The sequence below is a fragment of the Stenotrophomonas sp. HMSC10F07 genome, from assembly GCF_001807895.1.
Classification (GTDB): domain Bacteria; phylum Pseudomonadota; class Gammaproteobacteria; order Xanthomonadales; family Xanthomonadaceae; genus Stenotrophomonas; species Stenotrophomonas sepilia.
In genome coordinates, this window is record NZ_KV791375.1 from 1 (window position 1) to 14,731 (window position 14,731).

The 14,731-nt window shown below is 67.6% G+C and carries 16 protein-coding genes; 8 read left to right on the forward strand and 8 right to left on the reverse strand.

Annotation, left to right across the window (positions count from 1 at the left end; translation table 11 throughout):
• Positions 1-178: 178 nt before the first annotated feature.
• Positions 179-970 carry a dienelactone hydrolase family protein gene (locus HMPREF3114_RS09615; RefSeq protein WP_070489674.1) on the reverse strand — a complete coding sequence of 264 codons (792 nt, stop codon included), beginning with the start codon at positions 968-970 and terminating at the stop codon, positions 179-181.
• 133 nt (positions 971-1,103) lie between these two features.
• On the opposite strand from HMPREF3114_RS09615, the gene HMPREF3114_RS09620 reads away from it, so the two are divergent.
• Entirely contained in the window at positions 1,104-1,700 is a 597-nt protein-coding gene (locus HMPREF3114_RS09620; protein ID WP_053496876.1) for an SMI1/KNR4 family protein, read from the forward strand.
• Positions 1,701-1,760: 60 nt separating this feature from the next.
• Here the strand turns inward: HMPREF3114_RS09620 and HMPREF3114_RS09625 are convergent, their stop codons facing one another.
• The 4 genes from HMPREF3114_RS09625 to HMPREF3114_RS09640 all read right to left on the reverse strand — a co-directional run bounded on the left by HMPREF3114_RS09625 (position 1,761) and on the right by HMPREF3114_RS09640 (position 7,806).
• A complete protein-coding gene (locus tag HMPREF3114_RS09625) occupies positions 1,761-2,294 on the reverse strand; it encodes a hypothetical protein (protein WP_070489676.1) in 534 nt (177 codons plus the stop codon).
• 98 nt (positions 2,295-2,392) lie between these two features.
• A complete protein-coding gene (gene murD, locus HMPREF3114_RS09630; RefSeq protein ID WP_070489678.1) occupies positions 2,393-3,802 on the reverse strand; it encodes a UDP-N-acetylmuramoyl-L-alanine--D-glutamate ligase in 1,410 nt (469 codons plus the stop codon).
• Positions 3,783-5,135 carry a UDP-N-acetyl-alpha-D-muramoyl-L-alanyl-L-glutamate epimerase gene (gene murL / locus HMPREF3114_RS09635; protein WP_053496871.1) on the reverse strand — a complete coding sequence of 451 codons (1,353 nt, stop codon included), beginning with the start codon at positions 5,133-5,135 and terminating at the stop codon, positions 3,783-3,785. Before murL ends, murD begins: the two co-directional genes overlap by 20 nt.
• A gap of 76 nt (positions 5,136-5,211) precedes the next feature.
• Entirely contained in the window at positions 5,212-7,806 is a 2,595-nt protein-coding gene (locus tag HMPREF3114_RS09640) for a bifunctional aspartate kinase/diaminopimelate decarboxylase (RefSeq protein WP_061479209.1), read from the reverse strand.
• Positions 7,807-7,881: 75 nt separating this feature from the next.
• Between HMPREF3114_RS09640 and HMPREF3114_RS09645 the strand changes: the two genes are divergently transcribed.
• Together HMPREF3114_RS09645 and HMPREF3114_RS09650 are read left to right on the forward strand one after the other, a co-directional pair.
• A complete protein-coding gene (locus HMPREF3114_RS09645) occupies positions 7,882-8,757 on the forward strand; it encodes a PhzF family phenazine biosynthesis protein (protein ID WP_053496867.1) in 876 nt (291 codons plus the stop codon).
• A 71-nt stretch (positions 8,758-8,828) separates the two neighbouring features.
• Positions 8,829-9,707 carry a PhzF family phenazine biosynthesis protein gene (locus HMPREF3114_RS09650; RefSeq protein ID WP_053496865.1) on the forward strand — a complete coding sequence of 293 codons (879 nt, stop codon included), beginning with the start codon at positions 8,829-8,831 and terminating at the stop codon, positions 9,705-9,707.
• A gap of 99 nt (positions 9,708-9,806) precedes the next feature.
• On the opposite strand, the gene HMPREF3114_RS09655 is transcribed toward HMPREF3114_RS09650, so the two are convergent.
• On the reverse strand, positions 9,807-10,238 hold the full coding sequence (locus HMPREF3114_RS09655; RefSeq protein WP_005415607.1) for an OsmC family protein: 432 nt from the start codon (positions 10,236-10,238) through the stop codon (positions 9,807-9,809).
• A gap of 372 nt (positions 10,239-10,610) precedes the next feature.
• Between HMPREF3114_RS09655 and HMPREF3114_RS09660 the strand changes: the two genes are divergently transcribed.
• The 4 genes from HMPREF3114_RS09660 to HMPREF3114_RS09675 all read left to right on the forward strand — a co-directional run bounded on the left by HMPREF3114_RS09660 (position 10,611) and on the right by HMPREF3114_RS09675 (position 12,886).
• Positions 10,611-11,009 carry an HU family DNA-binding protein gene (locus tag HMPREF3114_RS09660; RefSeq protein ID WP_005415606.1) on the forward strand — a complete coding sequence of 133 codons (399 nt, stop codon included), beginning with the start codon at positions 10,611-10,613 and terminating at the stop codon, positions 11,007-11,009.
• A gap of 294 nt (positions 11,010-11,303) precedes the next feature.
• Positions 11,304-11,612, forward strand: a complete 309-nt coding sequence (locus HMPREF3114_RS09665) for a DUF3861 family protein (protein ID WP_005415605.1) — start codon at positions 11,304-11,306, stop codon at positions 11,610-11,612.
• 56 nt (positions 11,613-11,668) lie between these two features.
• Positions 11,669-12,208 (forward strand): hypothetical protein, encoded by a 540-nt coding sequence (locus HMPREF3114_RS09670; protein WP_053496863.1) that lies wholly within the window; start codon positions 11,669-11,671, stop codon positions 12,206-12,208.
• An 81-nt stretch (positions 12,209-12,289) separates the two neighbouring features.
• Positions 12,290-12,886, forward strand: a complete 597-nt coding sequence (locus HMPREF3114_RS09675; RefSeq protein ID WP_005415603.1) for a YceB family lipoprotein — start codon at positions 12,290-12,292, stop codon at positions 12,884-12,886.
• 38 nt (positions 12,887-12,924) lie between these two features.
• Here the strand turns inward: HMPREF3114_RS09675 and HMPREF3114_RS09680 are convergent, their stop codons facing one another.
• Positions 12,925-13,467: a type 1 glutamine amidotransferase domain-containing protein gene (locus HMPREF3114_RS09680; protein WP_005415602.1), complete on the reverse strand. Its 543-nt coding sequence runs from the start codon at positions 13,465-13,467 to the stop codon at positions 12,925-12,927.
• 129 nt (positions 13,468-13,596) lie between these two features.
• Positions 13,597-14,064, reverse strand: a complete 468-nt coding sequence (locus HMPREF3114_RS09685) for an SET domain-containing protein (protein ID WP_012479369.1) — start codon at positions 14,062-14,064, stop codon at positions 13,597-13,599.
• Between the two features lie 211 nt (positions 14,065-14,275).
• On the opposite strand from HMPREF3114_RS09685, the gene HMPREF3114_RS09690 reads away from it, so the two are divergent.
• A complete protein-coding gene (locus HMPREF3114_RS09690; protein ID WP_049414161.1) occupies positions 14,276-14,731 on the forward strand; it encodes an SUF system Fe-S cluster assembly regulator in 456 nt (151 codons plus the stop codon).

Here is a 14,731-nt window from a genome sequence, read left to right on the forward strand (position 1 = left end):
ACGGTCGCATTGACCACATCTGGTAGTGCCGGCCGCTGGCCGGCATTGAAGCATCGGTAGGTGCCGACCGTTGGTCGGCACTGAAGCATCGGTAGTGCCGGCCGCAGGCCGGCATTTCCGATGACGTCCGCAGCATCATGAGGTTGCCGGCCAGCGGCCCGCACTACCACTACACGGCTCAACGCTTCTCGAACCGCTCCTCGAAGAACTCATCCAGCGCCTTCCACGCGCGCTTTGCCGCCCGCTCGTTGTACTGGCACCCCGGCGGGCTGTTGGCGTCGCGCTCGGCGAAGCAGTGCACGGCACCGCTGTAGTTGGTGAACTCCCAATCGACCTTGGCCGCGTCCATTTCCTTCTGGAAAGCGGCGATGTCCTCGGCGGTCACGCTCTTGTCATCGGCCCCATTGAGCACCAGCACGGACGGATGGGTGCCACCGGCCTGCGCCGGCAAGGGCGAACCCAACCCACCGTGCAGGCTGACCACAGCGGCCAGCGGCGCACCGGCGCGGGCCAGCTCCAGCACCGTGGTGCCACCGAAACAGAAACCGACCGCACCGATCCGGCTGGCATCCAGCGGCACCTTGCCGGCCTGCGCCTTGAGCACGTTCACCGCTTCCAGTGCACGCGCACGAAGCAGCGGCCGGTCATTGCGCAGCTTGCTGGCCACCGGCCCCGCCTCCGCATCACTCTTCGGCCGCACGCCCTTGCCATAGACATCGGCCACCAGCACCACGTAGTCATCACCGGCCAGCTGCTTGGCCTTCTCGATGGCCGACTCGTTCACACCCTTCCAGTTCGGCACCATCACCAGGCCCGGGCGCTTGTCGTGCCCACCATCGTCATAGACCAGCACGCCACTGAAGGTCGTGCCCTGGTGCTTCCACTCCACCGGCTGCGTCTTCATCGCCGCCCAGGCCGGCATCGTCGCCAGCCCCAGCATCATCGCCACACCGCATCGCCAACGATTCATGCGCCTGCTCCACAAGAAAAAGGGGACGGAGGGGATTAAGCCGTATTCGCCCCTCCCGCGTCGCATTCTGCATTGGCGGCGTGACGCAGGTGTGGTTGGATACGACTTAATCCCCTCCGTCCCCTTTTTTTGCATGAATCTTGTTGATCGCTTTCTGTCTGGCCTGATCCCGCGTTTGCCTGCCGAGGATGCCCCGCAGTGGGCACATGTCCAGGGCGCCAGCGCCGAGGACCTGCAGCGCCTGCGTGTGCAGTGGCCGCAGGTGCCGGGCAGCCTGGTGGAACTTCTATCGCGCGTGGATGGCACCCACTACCGGGAGTACCCCGGCGGCAAGGTCTGCGTACTGATGCTGGGCTCGGACGTGGAGGACGGTGGCTACCCGTACTACCTGCGCTCGGTCGCGCAGATCTTCGAGGACCAGCAGCAGTGGGACGACAGCATCCGTTCCATCTACGAAGAGTGGCTGGATGAGGAGCCGGAGATCCTCGGTGAGGGCATCGACGGTGATCTGCCGATGAGCAGGCGCCTGTGCTTCTCGCACTGCATGAACAACGGCGGCACCTCGATGCTGTACCTGGATTTCGATCCGGCACCGGGTGGTACGGTCGGCCAGGTGGTGCGCTACCTGCACGATCCGGACAGCTACGCAGTGATCGCCCCCAGCTTCGACGCGTACCTGCAACAGATGATTGATCGCGATTATGCGTTCATCGACCAGGACGAGGATTGAAACCCAGCCGAGCATGGGCTCGGCTCTACAGTAGATTCACGCCATGCGTGGATGACGACCTCACCCACGCTCGATCCAATGCAACGTGCCCGGCTCGAACGCCAGCAGGTCCGCTGCGGCCAGCTGATCCCGCGACCAGCGCCGTTTCGGCGGCTTCGGCTGCCGGGCACCCACCGAACCGTCATAGTCGCGCACCAGCAGGCCGATGCGCGCGGCCCCAGCCTGCAAGAGCGCGTCGATACGCTGCAACCACTGGCCGGCATCATCCAGGGCTTCATCGCGGCGTGCCTGCTGATCCTGTTCATGCCGCGCCAACTGCGCCGCCAACGCGCGTGCGATCTTCGCTTCGCTCCAGCCCTTCCTGCGCCAGCGTTCGGCATCGCCGTTCCACTCACGAACCGCCTGCGCCGAGGCCAGCGACGTGCCGCAATCGCAGTGCACGGCACTCAACCACGGCTGCCAACCGGGCCCGACCGCTGACTGCAGGCTGGGCGAATCCTGCGCAAACAGGCACCGGCCACTGCGCTGCATGATCGCGGCGGCTTCAACGTGCGATAAGGATGCGGGCAGGAAAAGGGTAATGAAGGTGCACATGCGGCTATCCGGGTCCGTCCGGGGATGCCTGCATGATAAATGCACGATGGGGTCAGAACCCTTTCCCGCGGAAAGGGATCCGACCCCGATCCCGCCGGTCAGGCGATGCCCAACCCCGGAATCGCGCTGATGATGTCCGGATCGAACCCGGCCAGTTCGGCGAAATGGCGTCCGCGCGCCACGTAATCGCGGTAGGCCCCGAAGCTCGGCGCACCCGGCGACAGCAGCACCACCCCGCCCTGTGCGCCCAGCGCCGTGCGCGCCAACGCCATCGCCTCGGCGAGATCGCCCGCAGCGTGCAGGCCAAAGCGGCCGGCATCGGCCAGCGGCTGCAGCATCGCGTGGATGCGCGGGCCGTTGCTGCCCATGGTCACGATCTCCACCGGCGGCACATCGTGCGCCATGTGCTGCATGAAGTCGGTCCAATCCAGGCCACGGTCGTGCCCGCCCACCAGCAGCGCGATGCGCTGCCCAGCAAAGCACTCCAGCGCGGCCAGGCTGGCATGCGGCGTGGTGCTGATCGAATCATTGACGTAGGTCAGGCCATCGGCCACGCCGATGCGCTGCAGGCGGTTCGGCAGCGGGCGGAAATCCTGCACTGACGGTGCCAGCGCCACGGCATCCAGGCCCAGCGCTTCCAGTGCAGCCAGCACCGCGCACAGATTGCCGCGGTTGTGGCGTCCCGGCAGCGGCGTGTTGCGGGTATCGAACACCGCCTGTTCGCCGCGATGCACGATGTCGCCCCGCATATGCCAGCCCTGCGGCTGGTTGAACCAGACCACCTCACTATCGGGCAGCGACAGTGCCGCCAGGTGCGGATCGGCCGCATTGAGCACGGCAATGCGCGGCGCGGCTTCCGTCACCAGCCGCAGCTTGTCTTCGATGTAACGCCGTTCGCTGCCGTGCCAGTCCAGGTGTTCCGGGAACAGGTTCAGCACCACTGCCACCTGCGGGTGGGCGCCACTGCGCGCCACTTCACCGGTCTGGTAGCTGGACAGCTCGACGGCCCAGTACTCGGGCGCCGGCTGCGGGTCCAGCACCTCCAGCAGCGGCAGGCCGATGTTGCCGACCAGTCCGGTGCGGTGGCCGGCCGCGCGCAACAGGTGCGCGACCAGCGCGGTGGTGGTGCTCTTGCCCTTGGTGCCGGTCACGCACACGGTGTCGTGCACGATGCCATCGTCAGCCGCATGCTCGGCGAACCACAGCGCAGTGCCGCCGATGAAGGTGGTGCCCTGCGCTGCCGCCGCCAGCGCGATCGGCTGATAGGGACTGATGCCGGGCGATTTGATCACCACGTCGAACGCGGCCAGCGCTTCAGCGGAAGGCTCGCCACGCACGTCCAGGGCGCCGTGTGTTTCCATGCGTGCGGCCCCGACTTCGGCCGCCGGGCAGAACAGGCTCAGCGGCAGCGTGGGCAGGCGCTCACGAAGTACTGCAAACGCGGCACGGCCCTCGCGGCCCCAGCCCCACAGCGCGACGCGCTTTCCTTCAAGCTTCGAAATCTTCACGCACCCGGTCCCACAGCGCAGCCGGAACGCGGTGCTCGCCCTGCAACTGCAGCAGCGGCGCCAGTTCCAGTTCGGCGGCATCCAGCTGCGGCTGGATTTCATTGCAGAAGCGCTTCACCAACACGTCTTCCTTCCATTCCGGGCGCTGGGCCAGGGTCGCCATCGCCGCACGCGATTCGCGGCCTTCGCCCACGCACTCGAACGGCTTGTGGTCCTGGAACTCCAGCAGCGCGTCGAAGCCAGCGGCCTGCTCGGCATCGTCCAGCAGGTTGCGGCCGAAGATGCGCACCAGGCGCGTCTTGGGCATGAACGGAGCCAGCGCCAGGAACACGAAATGGCACTTCGGGCAGACGCCGCACCAGCGGTTCACCGGGCGCTCGCCGAGGATGTGGAAATTGCGGTTGCAGCTGGAGAAGTGCGCGTCGTAGAAATCGGTCTTGGCGAACTGGCGGGCCACCGCCAGCTCGGACATCGGGCGCAGCAGCGAGTAGTACTGCAGATCCGCCGCCACGTACTTCCGCACATGGCTGCCGAACGCCTGCTCGCAGGCCCAGCCCTTGGACCACTGGTGGTTCACTTCGCCGGTGCCCGGAATCTGGCTGCCGTAGCTGGCCGAACGCTCGTTGGAGAACACGACCTGGTCCACGCCGTGCAGCAGGGCGGCCAGCACCATGATTGCCGAGTTCACCACCGTCACCGGGATATGGCCGTTCCAGGCACCCTGGCGGTTCAACTCGAACAGTTCCGGTGCCAGCGTGCGGCCCAGGTTCAATGTCGGCAGGCCGGTGCGCTCGGCGCAGGCGCGGATCAGCTGCGAGCCACCGATCCAGGTCACCGTCTCGTCCACGCCGGCACGGCGCAGCGCTTCGATGCTGACCAGCGAATCCTTGCCGCCGCCGATGGCCACCAGCGCGTGCGGCCGCAGGCCCAGCGCCGGCGCCTGCACGGCCTCGCCCTGCACCGGCAACCGGAAGCGGCCGCGCAGGTTCAGGCCGTTGCGATAGGCGAATTCGCCCAGGCCATTGAGGTAAATGGTCTCCACCAGTGCGGCGGTATCGGCATCGATGCTGTAACTGTCGATGCTGACCGTATCCGGTACGCCGGCCTTGTAGTAGCTGACGCCGGCGATCAGGTGCAGCAGCTGCAGCGCACGCTGCACGGCGGCGGCACGCGCCTCGTCCAGCACGAACGGGGCGCCCGGCACGGTGATGGTTTCCACCATCTCCGGGCCGTCGTCGAAGGCGTAGACCAGCCGGGCCACGCCGGTATCCGCTGCGAAGTCGCAGTGGACGAAGCGGAAGCGGGAAACCTGGTGTTTGTCGAAAGCAGTCATGGTGTATCCGGTCAGGCACGGGCCCGCGCGAAGGCGCGGGGCGTGTCGGTGGGCGGGTGCAGGGCGCGCGCGGTGGTCATTCGATCACGTCTTCGCGCGGCAGCATCCGCTGGTTGTAGGTGTTGGCCATCACATAGCCGTAGGCACCGGCATCGGCGATCAGCATCACGTCGTCCGGCGCAGTGGACACCGGCAGCTTGCGGCGCTTGCCGAACACATCGCTGGATTCACAGATCGGCCCGACCACATCGAACGCCGCTTCGGCATAACCGCCCTGGCGGCTGAGATTCTCGATGTCATGCCAGGCGTCGTACAGCGCCGGGCGCATCAGTGCGTTCATGCCGGCGTCCAGGCCGACACGGCGCACGCCGTCCTTCTCCACCACCTGGGTGGCATGGGTCAGCAGCACGCCCGATTCGGCCACCAGGTAGCGGCCCGGCTCGATCGCCAGGCGGAATGCCGGGTGCAGTGCCTTGACCTCGGCCAGGCCCTCGGCCCAGGCGTCCAGGTCGAAGGGTTCGTCTTCGTCGCTGTACGGAATCGGCAGGCCGCCCCCGATATCGATGGTCTGTACGCTGCCGATGCGGCGAGCGAAACCGGCCAGCTCATCGCACATCAGGCGCCAGTGCTGCGCGGTTTCCACGCCGCTGCCCAGGTGCGCATGCAGGCCCACCACGCGGCTGCCCAGTTCGGTGGCCGCGCGCACGAACTCGTCGACGCGGGCGATCGGCAGGCCGAACTTGGACTCCTTGCCACCGGTACGGACCTTGGCGTGGTGGCCCTCGCCCCGGCCCAGATCGACGCGCAGCCACAGCTCGCGGTTGCGGAACAGGTCCGGCCAGCGCTGCAGCGCTTCCACGTTGTCGACGGTCACGGTCACGCCCAGCGCGAACGCCGCCTCGTACTCGCTGCGCGGGCAGAAGCTGGGGGTGAACAGCACGCGCTTGGGCGACAGTTCCGGCAGGTGCTGGAACACATGCTTCAGCTCACCGTGCGACACGCACTCCAGGCCGAAGCCCTCCGCTTCCAGCAGCTGCAGGATGGCCGGGTGGCTGTTGGCCTTGATCGCGTAGTAACGCTGGTCGATCGGCTTGATCGCGGCCAGCGCACGGGCGCGGGCACGCACCGTCGGCAGGTGGTAGACGTAGCGCGGCGTACCAGCATCGGCCAGCTGCAGCAGGTGCGCACGCTGGCCGCGCCACCACGGCGTGCCGCGCGGGCGCACGGTGCCGGCAATCTCGCGCCAGCGCGGGCCGAACACTTCGGTCTCTTCCACCGGCATCGCGCCGCTGTCGATCAGCTCTGCGTGCAGGATCGGCAGCAGGCCATCGGCATCGGCCTCGTCGATGACGAAGGTCAGGTTCAGGTCGTTGGACGACTGCGAGATCATGTGTACGCGCTCGCGGCCGAAGGTCGCCCACACGTCCGACAGCTTGTGCAGCAGCGACCGCATGCCGCGGCCCACCAGGGTGATCGCCGCGCACGGCACGATCACCTTCACCTTGCAGATCTGCGACAGGTCGGCCGACAGCGCGGCCAGCACATCGGTGTTGACCAGGTTCTCGGACGGGTCCAGCGACACGGTGACGTTGGTCTCGGCCGAACCGATCAGGTCCACCGACAGGCCGTGCTTCTTGAAAAGGTTGAACACATCGGCCAGGAAGCCGACCTGCTGCCACATGCCGATGCCTTCCATCGACACCAGCACGATGCCATTGCGGCGGCTGATCGCCTTCACCCCCGGCACCGGTGCGGCGCTGCCATCGATGCTAGTGCCCGGCAGTTCCGGGCGCTCGGTATCGAGGATGGCCATCGGCACGCCGGCATCGCGGCACGGCTTGATCGAGCGCGGGTGCAGCACCTTGGCGCCGGTGGTGGCGATTTCCTGCGCCTCGTAATAGTCCAGGCGGGTCAGCAGGCGCGCGTCCGGCACGTCCTTCGGATTGGCGCTGAACATGCCCGGCACATCGGTCCAGATCTCCACCCGGCTGGCGCCGAGCAGCGCACCGAAGTACGCCGCCGAGGTATCCGAGCCACCACGGCCAAGGATGGCGGTACCGCCATCGGCATGCCGCGAAATGAAGCCCTGGGTGATCAGCAGGCGGGTCGGCTGCGCGCGGAAGCGCTGCATCCACTCCGCGTCTGCGCGCCACTGGCAGTTCACCGACAGGCGCTGCGACCAGTCGCTCTGGTTCGGCTGCGGCGGCATCGCGTCCAGCCACTGGCGGGCGTCCATCCAGCCCATGTCCAGGCCCGAGGCGCGCAGATAGGCCGCGCCCAGGGTGGAGGACAGCAGCTCGCCCTGGCCCAGCACTTCGGCCTGCCAATCCAGCGGACGGGTGGCCGCCCGCGCATCGTCGAGCAGGCCCTGCAGCGCCGCCAGCCGTTCGGCCAACACCTCGCGGCCCAGGCCGAGTTCGGCCAGGAAGCCCTCATGGCGCTCGACAAGCGCTGCCACTCGATCACCGCTGTCCGGCGCGCCGTCGGCAATCGCGGTCAGTTCGTTGGTGACCCCGGACAGCGCCGATACCACCACCAGCACGCGCGATCCGGTCTCTTCCGCGCGTTTTTTCGCCAGCTTCCCGATCGTGTCCCAGCGGTGACGACGCGACACCGAAGTGCCGCCGAACTTCAGTACGATCCAACGATCGACAAGGGGGGAAGCTGACATGGATTGGCTATGTAGAATGTGGGGAAGCCGCCCTCGGGGGCGGAACCTTTGATTCTAAGCGCAATATCCCCGTAGATGGCCGTCCTCCGTTACCTGCAGCTCGATGTCTTCGCCCCCCGCCCCGGAACCGGCAATCCACTGGGCGTCATCCTGGACGCCGACGCGCTCTCCAGCAGCCAGATGCAGGCCCTGGCCGCCTGGCTGAACCTGTCCGAGACGGTGTTCTTCCTGCGCCCCACCGCGCCCGGCGCCGACTACCACATCCGCATCTTCACCCCGACCCGTGAGCTGGCCTTCGCCGGCCACCCCAGCGTCGGCGCCGCCTGGGCGGCGGTGACCTGCGGCCTGGCCCAACCGCGCGACGGCGCCCTGCTGCAGCAATGCGCGGCAGGGGTGCTGCCAGTACGGGTGAGCGGCCCGGCCGAGGCACTGGAGATCCAGCTGGCCAGCCCGCCGGCACGGCAACTGGACACGGAGGCAGACGGAGCGCCCGCCGCGCTGTTGGCGCTCGCTGCCGACGGGCAGGTGCCCGAACTCTGGGACAACGGCGCACGCTGGTGGCTGCTGCCACTGCGCGATGCCGCCGCCGTTCGCGAGCTGGCACCGGACATGGCCGCGCTGGCAGACTGGAGCCTCGCCACCGACGCTACAGGCCTGGCCGTCTTCGCCGATGAAGCCGGCACCGGCCACACCCGCGTGGTGCGTGCCTTCTGCCCCGCTGATGCGTCCGCCGTGCCCGAGGATCCCGTGACCGGCAGTGCCAATGCACTGATCGGCGCCTGGCTGCGGCAGCGCAATGCCCTGCCCGGCCGCGAGGGCCGCTACGTGGCCAGCCAGGGCCGCGAAGTCGGTCGCGATGGTCGCGTGCAGGTACAGGTCGATGCGCAGGGCACGGTGTGGATCGGCGGCCAGGTGCAGCCGGTCATCGACGGCCAGATCCGTTGGCTGTAAAGCCGAGCGTAGGCTCGGCGCTGCAGCGGCGCGTTAAGCTGCGCGCCACCCGATCCTGGAGTTTCGCCCCGATGACCACCCGCCGTTTCCTGCAGCTGGATGTGTTCTCCCCGCGCGCCGGCGCTGGCAACCCGCTGGCCGTGGTACTCGATGCCGAAGGCCTGGACGACGCCAGCATGCAGGCCATCGCACGCTGGACGCGCCTGCCCGAGACCACCTTCGTGTTCCCGCCCCAGGCCGCCGGTGCCAGCTACCGGCTGCGTATGTTCAGCCCGCAGAAGGAAGTGCCGTTCGCCGGCCACCCCAGCGTCGGCACGGCGCATGCGGTACTGCAGGCAGGCCTGGCCACACCGATCGATGGCGTGCTGGTGCAGGACGGCATTGCCGGCGCCCTGCCGCTACGCGTCAGCGGTGAGGGCGCGCAGCAGCGCATCGCCATCCGCACCCCGCGCGCGCAGTTGGCGGAGACCGCTGAAGCCACCGATCCGCGCCTGCGGGCAGCACTGAAGGACTGGCCACTGGGCTCGCTGCCGCCGGCGCGCATGCAGGGCGGACGCAGCTGGTGGGTGGTGCAGGTGGCCGATGAAGCAGCGCTACGCGCGCTGCGCCCTGACTGGGACGCGGTGGCTGCGCTGGCCGAGTCCACCGACAGCATGGGCGTGTTCGCCTATGCCTTCAGCGATGGCAGTGAGGGATTCGATCTGGCCGTGCGCGCTTTCGTCGGCAATGGTCGGCGCTTCGAGGACGCCGCCTCGGGGGCCGCCAATGCAGTGCTGGCCGCGTGGCTGGACCTGCGCGACGCGCTGCCACGTGGCCGTGCGCCGTTCGAAGTCAGCCAGGGCCGCGAAGTCGGCCACGATGCGCGCCTGACCCTGCGGGTCGACGAGGACGGCGAGGTCTGGTCGGGCGGCCAGGTGCAGACGGTGATCACCGGCACCCTTGATTGGTAAAGGGATACTGTAGAGCCGAGCCCACGCTCGGCTGCTTCTCGGCCAGATCACGGGACCTGCAGAAGCCGAGCATGGGCTCGGCTCTACAGATGCGCCGGCTCAGCCCAGTTCGGCTTCCAGGCTGATCGGCACCGCGCTCAGCGCCTTGGATACCGGGCAGTTCTGCTTGGCGTCATCGGCAATGGCACGGAACTGCGTCGCATCGATGCCGGGCACCACCGCCCTGACCTTCAGGCGGATCTGCGACAGCTGCGGACCGCCTTCCAGCGACAGGTCGACCTTGGCTTCGGTGTCCAGCGAGGTCGGGGTGAAGCCTGCTTCGCCGAGCTTGGCCGACAGCGCCATGGTGAAACAACCCGCGTGCGCGGCGGCGATCAGCTCTTCCGGATTGGTGCCCTTTTCGTCGCCGAAGCGGCTGTTGAAACCGTAGCGGGTCTTCTCCAGCAGCCCACTCTGCGGCGTGCTCAACTGGCCCTTGCCCGTCTTCAGATCGCCTTCCCAGTGCGCGGTGGCGTGTCGCGAGATTCCCATTGTGCTGCTCCTGCGTGGCGGTGATGAACGGCTACCCTGGCACGCCACGCGTTAGCCCTGCGTCGCTCCGCCGCACGCCGGACGTCGTCCCCGAGCCCGGCGCGTGGACACTTCCTCGCCAGCCCGGAACGCATTTTCCTCTTGTTTTCAGTGGTTTCGCGCACCCCACCGATCGGCGGGCGCCGGCGATCGAACACGCTGGCGTGCCCCCATCCCCCACCGCCGACCATGTACTGAATCGGCCTGGATATGAAAAAACATGCACTTTCCGCGCTTCGGGCTATTGGCGGCGCCCAAGAGTTGCCCTACATTGCGCTTGCCGACGGGGTTCGGCGCCGACCAAACAACCAACCGTTCACGGAACAGGAAACCATGGCAAAGACCGCTAAGAAGGCTGCCCCGAAGAAGGCAGCGAAGAAAGTCGCGACGAAGGCAGCCGCCAAGCCGGCCGCTCCGAAGCCGATCAAGGAAGTGCTGACCAAGTCCGGCCTGGTTGCACACATCGCTGAAGCCTCCGGCGTCATCGCCAAGGACGTCCGCGCTGTGCTGGCCTCGCTGGAAAGCGCCGTCGCCTCCTCGGTGCACAAGAAGGGCGCTGGCTCCTTCACCCTGCCGGGCCTGCTGAAGATCACCACCGTCAATGTGCCGGCCAAGCCGAAGCGCAAGGGCATCAACCCGTTCACCAAGGAAGAGCAGTGGTTCGCCGCCAAGCCGGCCACCACCAAGCTGAAGGTGCGTCCGCTGAAGAAGCTGAAGGACGCCGCGCTGTAAGCGCGCGCCCCAACGTGGATTCCGACGGGACGGCTCTGGCCGTCCCGTTTTTTTTTGCGTGCCCGGCGGTAGATCCACGCCATGCATGGATGCGTCGCGCTGCGGCAATCCGCAACACAGCGTTGCCGCCTCCCCGGCAATGCCCGTACAGGCCCGTCGCCACTGGCCGAGCGCGGCTTGGGCAGGTGCTGGAACGTACCGGGTGGAACACTGCGTGCAGCGCCGGCCGTCGCCTCAGGCCGTGGCCTTGCCTATGGTGGGCACATCCTCCACAGCTACGGCGAGCACACCCTCATGGCCAGCCCCTCCACCCGCTACCGGATCTCGGTGACCCCCATCGAAAAGGACGGGCTGCAGTGCACAGGGCGCTGCACCATCGAACTGGAGCATCGCGCCAGCCGCGACCTGATGCGCCTGCTGGAGGCGGCCCCGCGTACCGCCGGTATCAGCGGCGACGAGCGTGCGACCCTGGTGATCGCCACCCAGCTGCTGCGCGATATCGTGCAGCGCCATGCCGAGACCGGCGGCCATGCACTGGCGGCCATCGCCGGCCAGGTCCTGCCAGCGCTGGACGCTCTGGATCAGCTGCCCTCCTCCCGCTGATCCCGGCGCAATCGCTACACTGCCGCCCTCCAGGTTGCCTCGCGGAGGAGGCAGACATGCGCAGGAACCTGTTGCTGATCGCACCCTTGGTGCTGCTGGGCTGTTCACGCCCGGCAGCACAGACGACCGGCGACATCGCGGCAGCGTCCGCTCCCGTCGCTGCCACCGCAGCCACGGACACCCGCACCGGCCCCGATCCCGCAGCAGTGCAGGCAAGTGAAATGCCGGTGCTGTCTGCTGTCGCCGACGGTGCCGAGCCGCCATCGACGATGCTCAACCGCTACGTAGCGGCGTTGCTCAACCGCGACCGCGCCGCCAGCGATGCCGCCTGGACGATCCCGCCCAGCGACCCGCGGCATGCGGACGACGCCGCACTGCGGCAGCTGCAGGACCTGCGCACCCTGCGCCTGCACAGCGACCCCCCGCTCGCCCGCGACGATCGGCAGCCACCGCAGCTGCTTGAAGTGCCGGTGCAGATCCGCGCGGTCACCGCCAACGGTGCGTTCCGCTTCGGTGGCTGGTACCGCGTGCAACCCAGCAGCGATGGCAGCGCCTGGCAGATCCAGTCGGCGCAACTGCGTCCGATGCTGGACTGAACCGTTACAGCCGCATGCACGCGCGATTCAGCCTGCACGGCTACTCTTTGATCCATCCATTCCCTGCCATCGGTCACCGCCATGCGCCTGCGTTCCCTGATGACCCGCCTCGCTGCCTCCACCGTACTGATCGCCGCTGCGATCGGCGCGCAGGCGGCTCCCTCCATTTCCGGCCGCGAACTGTCGGTGGGTGCCAGCGACGTGCAGCAGTACCTCGATGGCAGCTTCCCGCGCACCCAGGATGCCCTTGGCGGCCTGATCTCCCTGACCATGAGCCATCCTCAGCTGAGCCTTCCGGCCGGCGAGCGCTTGAACCTTGGCATGGACGTGGCACTGGCCACCGCCGGCGGCAACCCGGCCAAACTGGGTACGGTGAAGCTCAGCAGCGGCCTGCGCTACGACGCGCAGACCCAGGGCTTCCACCTGCAGCAGCCCAGCGTGGATGACTTCACCCCGGCCAACCAGGGCGGCCGCCTCGACTCACGCACCCGCGGCCTGCTCAATGCCTGGCTGAGCGACTACGCCCAGCGCGAACCGATCTACAAGCTGGACCCGGCCGTGGCCGGGGTGCTCGGCGCGCTGCAGGTGCAGGCGGCACAGGTCAAGAACGGCAAGCTGGTGGTCACCTTCAACCAGAACCTGGGCAACCTGGTGCCGGCAGGCCTGCTGGGCAAATAAGGTAGTGCCGGCCGGCGGCCGGCACTACCGGCAAGGCATCACGCGGCAAGTGCCTTGACCACCGCCTCGCTGAAAGCAGGAATGTCATCCGGCTTGCGGCTGGTGATCACGTTGCCGTCGACCACGACCTCGGCATCGCGCCAGTTCGCGCCCGCGTTGGCCAGGTCCTGCTGAAGGGAGGGCCAGGAGGTCAGCTCGCGGCCATCTGCCAGCCCGCTGTTGATCAGCAGCCACGGACCATGGCAGATCGCCGCGACGGGCTTGCCGGCTTCATCCACTGAGCGGATGAAGCTGAGCACCGCGTCGTCGGTGCGCAGTGTGTCCGGATTGATGACGCCCCCTGGCAGCACCAGGGCATCAAAGCCCGCCGGATCCGCCTCGTCCAGCGGAATGTCGACCGCGACGGCGTCGCCCCAGTTCTTCTCTTTCCAGCCCTTGATGGTCGCCTCCTTTGCGGGCGACACCACGCTGACCCGCGCACCTTCCGCTTCCAGCAGCCGTTTGGGCTCGGTCAATTCGGACTGTTCAAAGCCGTGGGTCGCGAGGATTGCGATCTGTTTGCCCTTCAATCGCTCTGCCATGGGTGCACTCCAGTTGGGGGAGTGCACAGCGTGGACGAACGGCCCTTGCACGGCGGTGACCCTGCCGTGCACGGCAGGTGGAGAGCCTCCCGCTAGTGCCGGCTGCTGGCCGGCACTCCCCGTCGCGGGTCAACGCTTGGGCTGCAGCATGGTGCCGGTGCACTTGGGCGAGCCGCAGCGGCATTCCCAGATCTTCTTCAGCTTGGCGGTGTGGCGCTCGGCCAGCGTGATGCCGTAGTTGTAGGTCAGCTCTTCGCCAGCCTTGATATCGCGCAGCGCCTCGATGAACACCTTGTCGCCACGGCTGTCGCCATCCTCATCCTCCTCGATCACCGCCTCGCAGTTCGGGTCGCAGCTGTGGTTGATCCAGCGCGCATCGTTGCCCTTGTAGTTGGCATCGATCACCCAGTCGTCATTGAGGGTGAACAGGAAGGTATGGCCGCTTTCGACGTCGCCGCTGTCATCGGCATCAACGTCGCCATGGCTGCGCAGCAGGCCCTTGTACTGGATCACGCGCTCGCCCTGCTTGATCGGGGCGACGGCGAACACGCCGTTGCCATGGATGGCGGACTTGCGGGCTTGGATCTTCTTCGGCATCGGCACGGGCTGTTTGCAGCGGATGGAACAGGGATTCTCGCCCATTCCGGGTGATTGCGAAAATCACCCGGTTGGCGCAGCATGGCGCCCCCGGCAGCGCCCGCTGGCAACGCCTCCCGGCCCGGCCCCAGCGCCGGCTGAATGCCCGGGTTGGATGGTGGCGAATAAAAGCGTACAATTTCAGTCCGCTTTAAGAACCACTCGCATCCCCATGTTGCGCGTCACCAAGCTCACCGATTACGCCACCGTCGTGCTGACCGTGCTCGCCGCCCGTCCGGGCGAGGTGCTCAGTGCCACCGAACTGGCCGAATTCACCGGCCTAGAGCCGCCCACCGTCAGCAAGGTACTCAAGCCGCTGGCCCAGGCCGGCCTGGTCGAAGGCCTGCGCGGCGTCCGTGGCGGCTACCGGCTGACCCGCCCGGCCATCGAGATCTCGCTGTTCGAAGTGGTCGAAGCGATGGAAGGGCCGCTTGCCCTGACCGAATGCAGCCACGACCACCACCAGTGCGGCATGGCACCCAAGTGCGGCGCGCGCAGCAGCTGGCGGTTGATCAACGACGTGGTCTCCGAGGCCCTGCGCGACGTCAGTCTTGCGCAGATCCTGCCCCCCCTTCCCCTTGCCGATGACGAACAGCGCCGCACCATCGCTGTCGACGTCGTCTCCTGA

Bases quoted from the DNA above. Each gene is read 5' to 3' on its own strand.
- HMPREF3114_RS09690 (WP_049414161.1), top strand. From the start codon at position 14,276: ATGTTGCGCGTCACCAAGCTCACCGATTACGCCACCGTCGTGCTGACC.
- HMPREF3114_RS09645 (WP_053496867.1), top strand. From the start codon at position 7,882: ATGGCCGTCCTCCGTTACCTGCAGCTCGATGTCTTCGCCCCCCGCCCC.
- murL (WP_053496871.1), bottom strand. From the start codon at position 5,135: ATGACTGCTTTCGACAAACACCAGGTTTCCCGCTTCCGCTTCGTCCAC.
- HMPREF3114_RS09685 (WP_012479369.1), bottom strand. From the start codon at position 14,064: ATGCCGAAGAAGATCCAAGCCCGCAAGTCCGCCATCCATGGCAACGGC.
- HMPREF3114_RS09620 (WP_053496876.1), top strand. From the start codon at position 1,104: ATGAATCTTGTTGATCGCTTTCTGTCTGGCCTGATCCCGCGTTTGCCT.
- HMPREF3114_RS09665 (WP_005415605.1), top strand. From the start codon at position 11,304: ATGGCCAGCCCCTCCACCCGCTACCGGATCTCGGTGACCCCCATCGAA.
- HMPREF3114_RS09625 (WP_070489676.1), bottom strand. From the start codon at position 2,294: ATGTGCACCTTCATTACCCTTTTCCTGCCCGCATCCTTATCGCACGTT.
- HMPREF3114_RS09675 (WP_005415603.1), top strand. From the start codon at position 12,290: ATGCGCCTGCGTTCCCTGATGACCCGCCTCGCTGCCTCCACCGTACTG.
- HMPREF3114_RS09615 (WP_070489674.1), bottom strand. From the start codon at position 970: ATGAATCGTTGGCGATGCGGTGTGGCGATGATGCTGGGGCTGGCGACG.
- HMPREF3114_RS09655 (WP_005415607.1), bottom strand. From the start codon at position 10,238: ATGGGAATCTCGCGACACGCCACCGCGCACTGGGAAGGCGATCTGAAG.
- HMPREF3114_RS09640 (WP_061479209.1), bottom strand. From the start codon at position 7,806: ATGTCAGCTTCCCCCCTTGTCGATCGTTGGATCGTACTGAAGTTCGGC.
- HMPREF3114_RS09670 (WP_053496863.1), top strand. From the start codon at position 11,669: ATGCGCAGGAACCTGTTGCTGATCGCACCCTTGGTGCTGCTGGGCTGT.
- HMPREF3114_RS09660 (WP_005415606.1), top strand. From the start codon at position 10,611: ATGGCAAAGACCGCTAAGAAGGCTGCCCCGAAGAAGGCAGCGAAGAAA.
- HMPREF3114_RS09650 (WP_053496865.1), top strand. From the start codon at position 8,829: ATGACCACCCGCCGTTTCCTGCAGCTGGATGTGTTCTCCCCGCGCGCC.
- HMPREF3114_RS09680 (WP_005415602.1), bottom strand. From the start codon at position 13,467: ATGGCAGAGCGATTGAAGGGCAAACAGATCGCAATCCTCGCGACCCAC.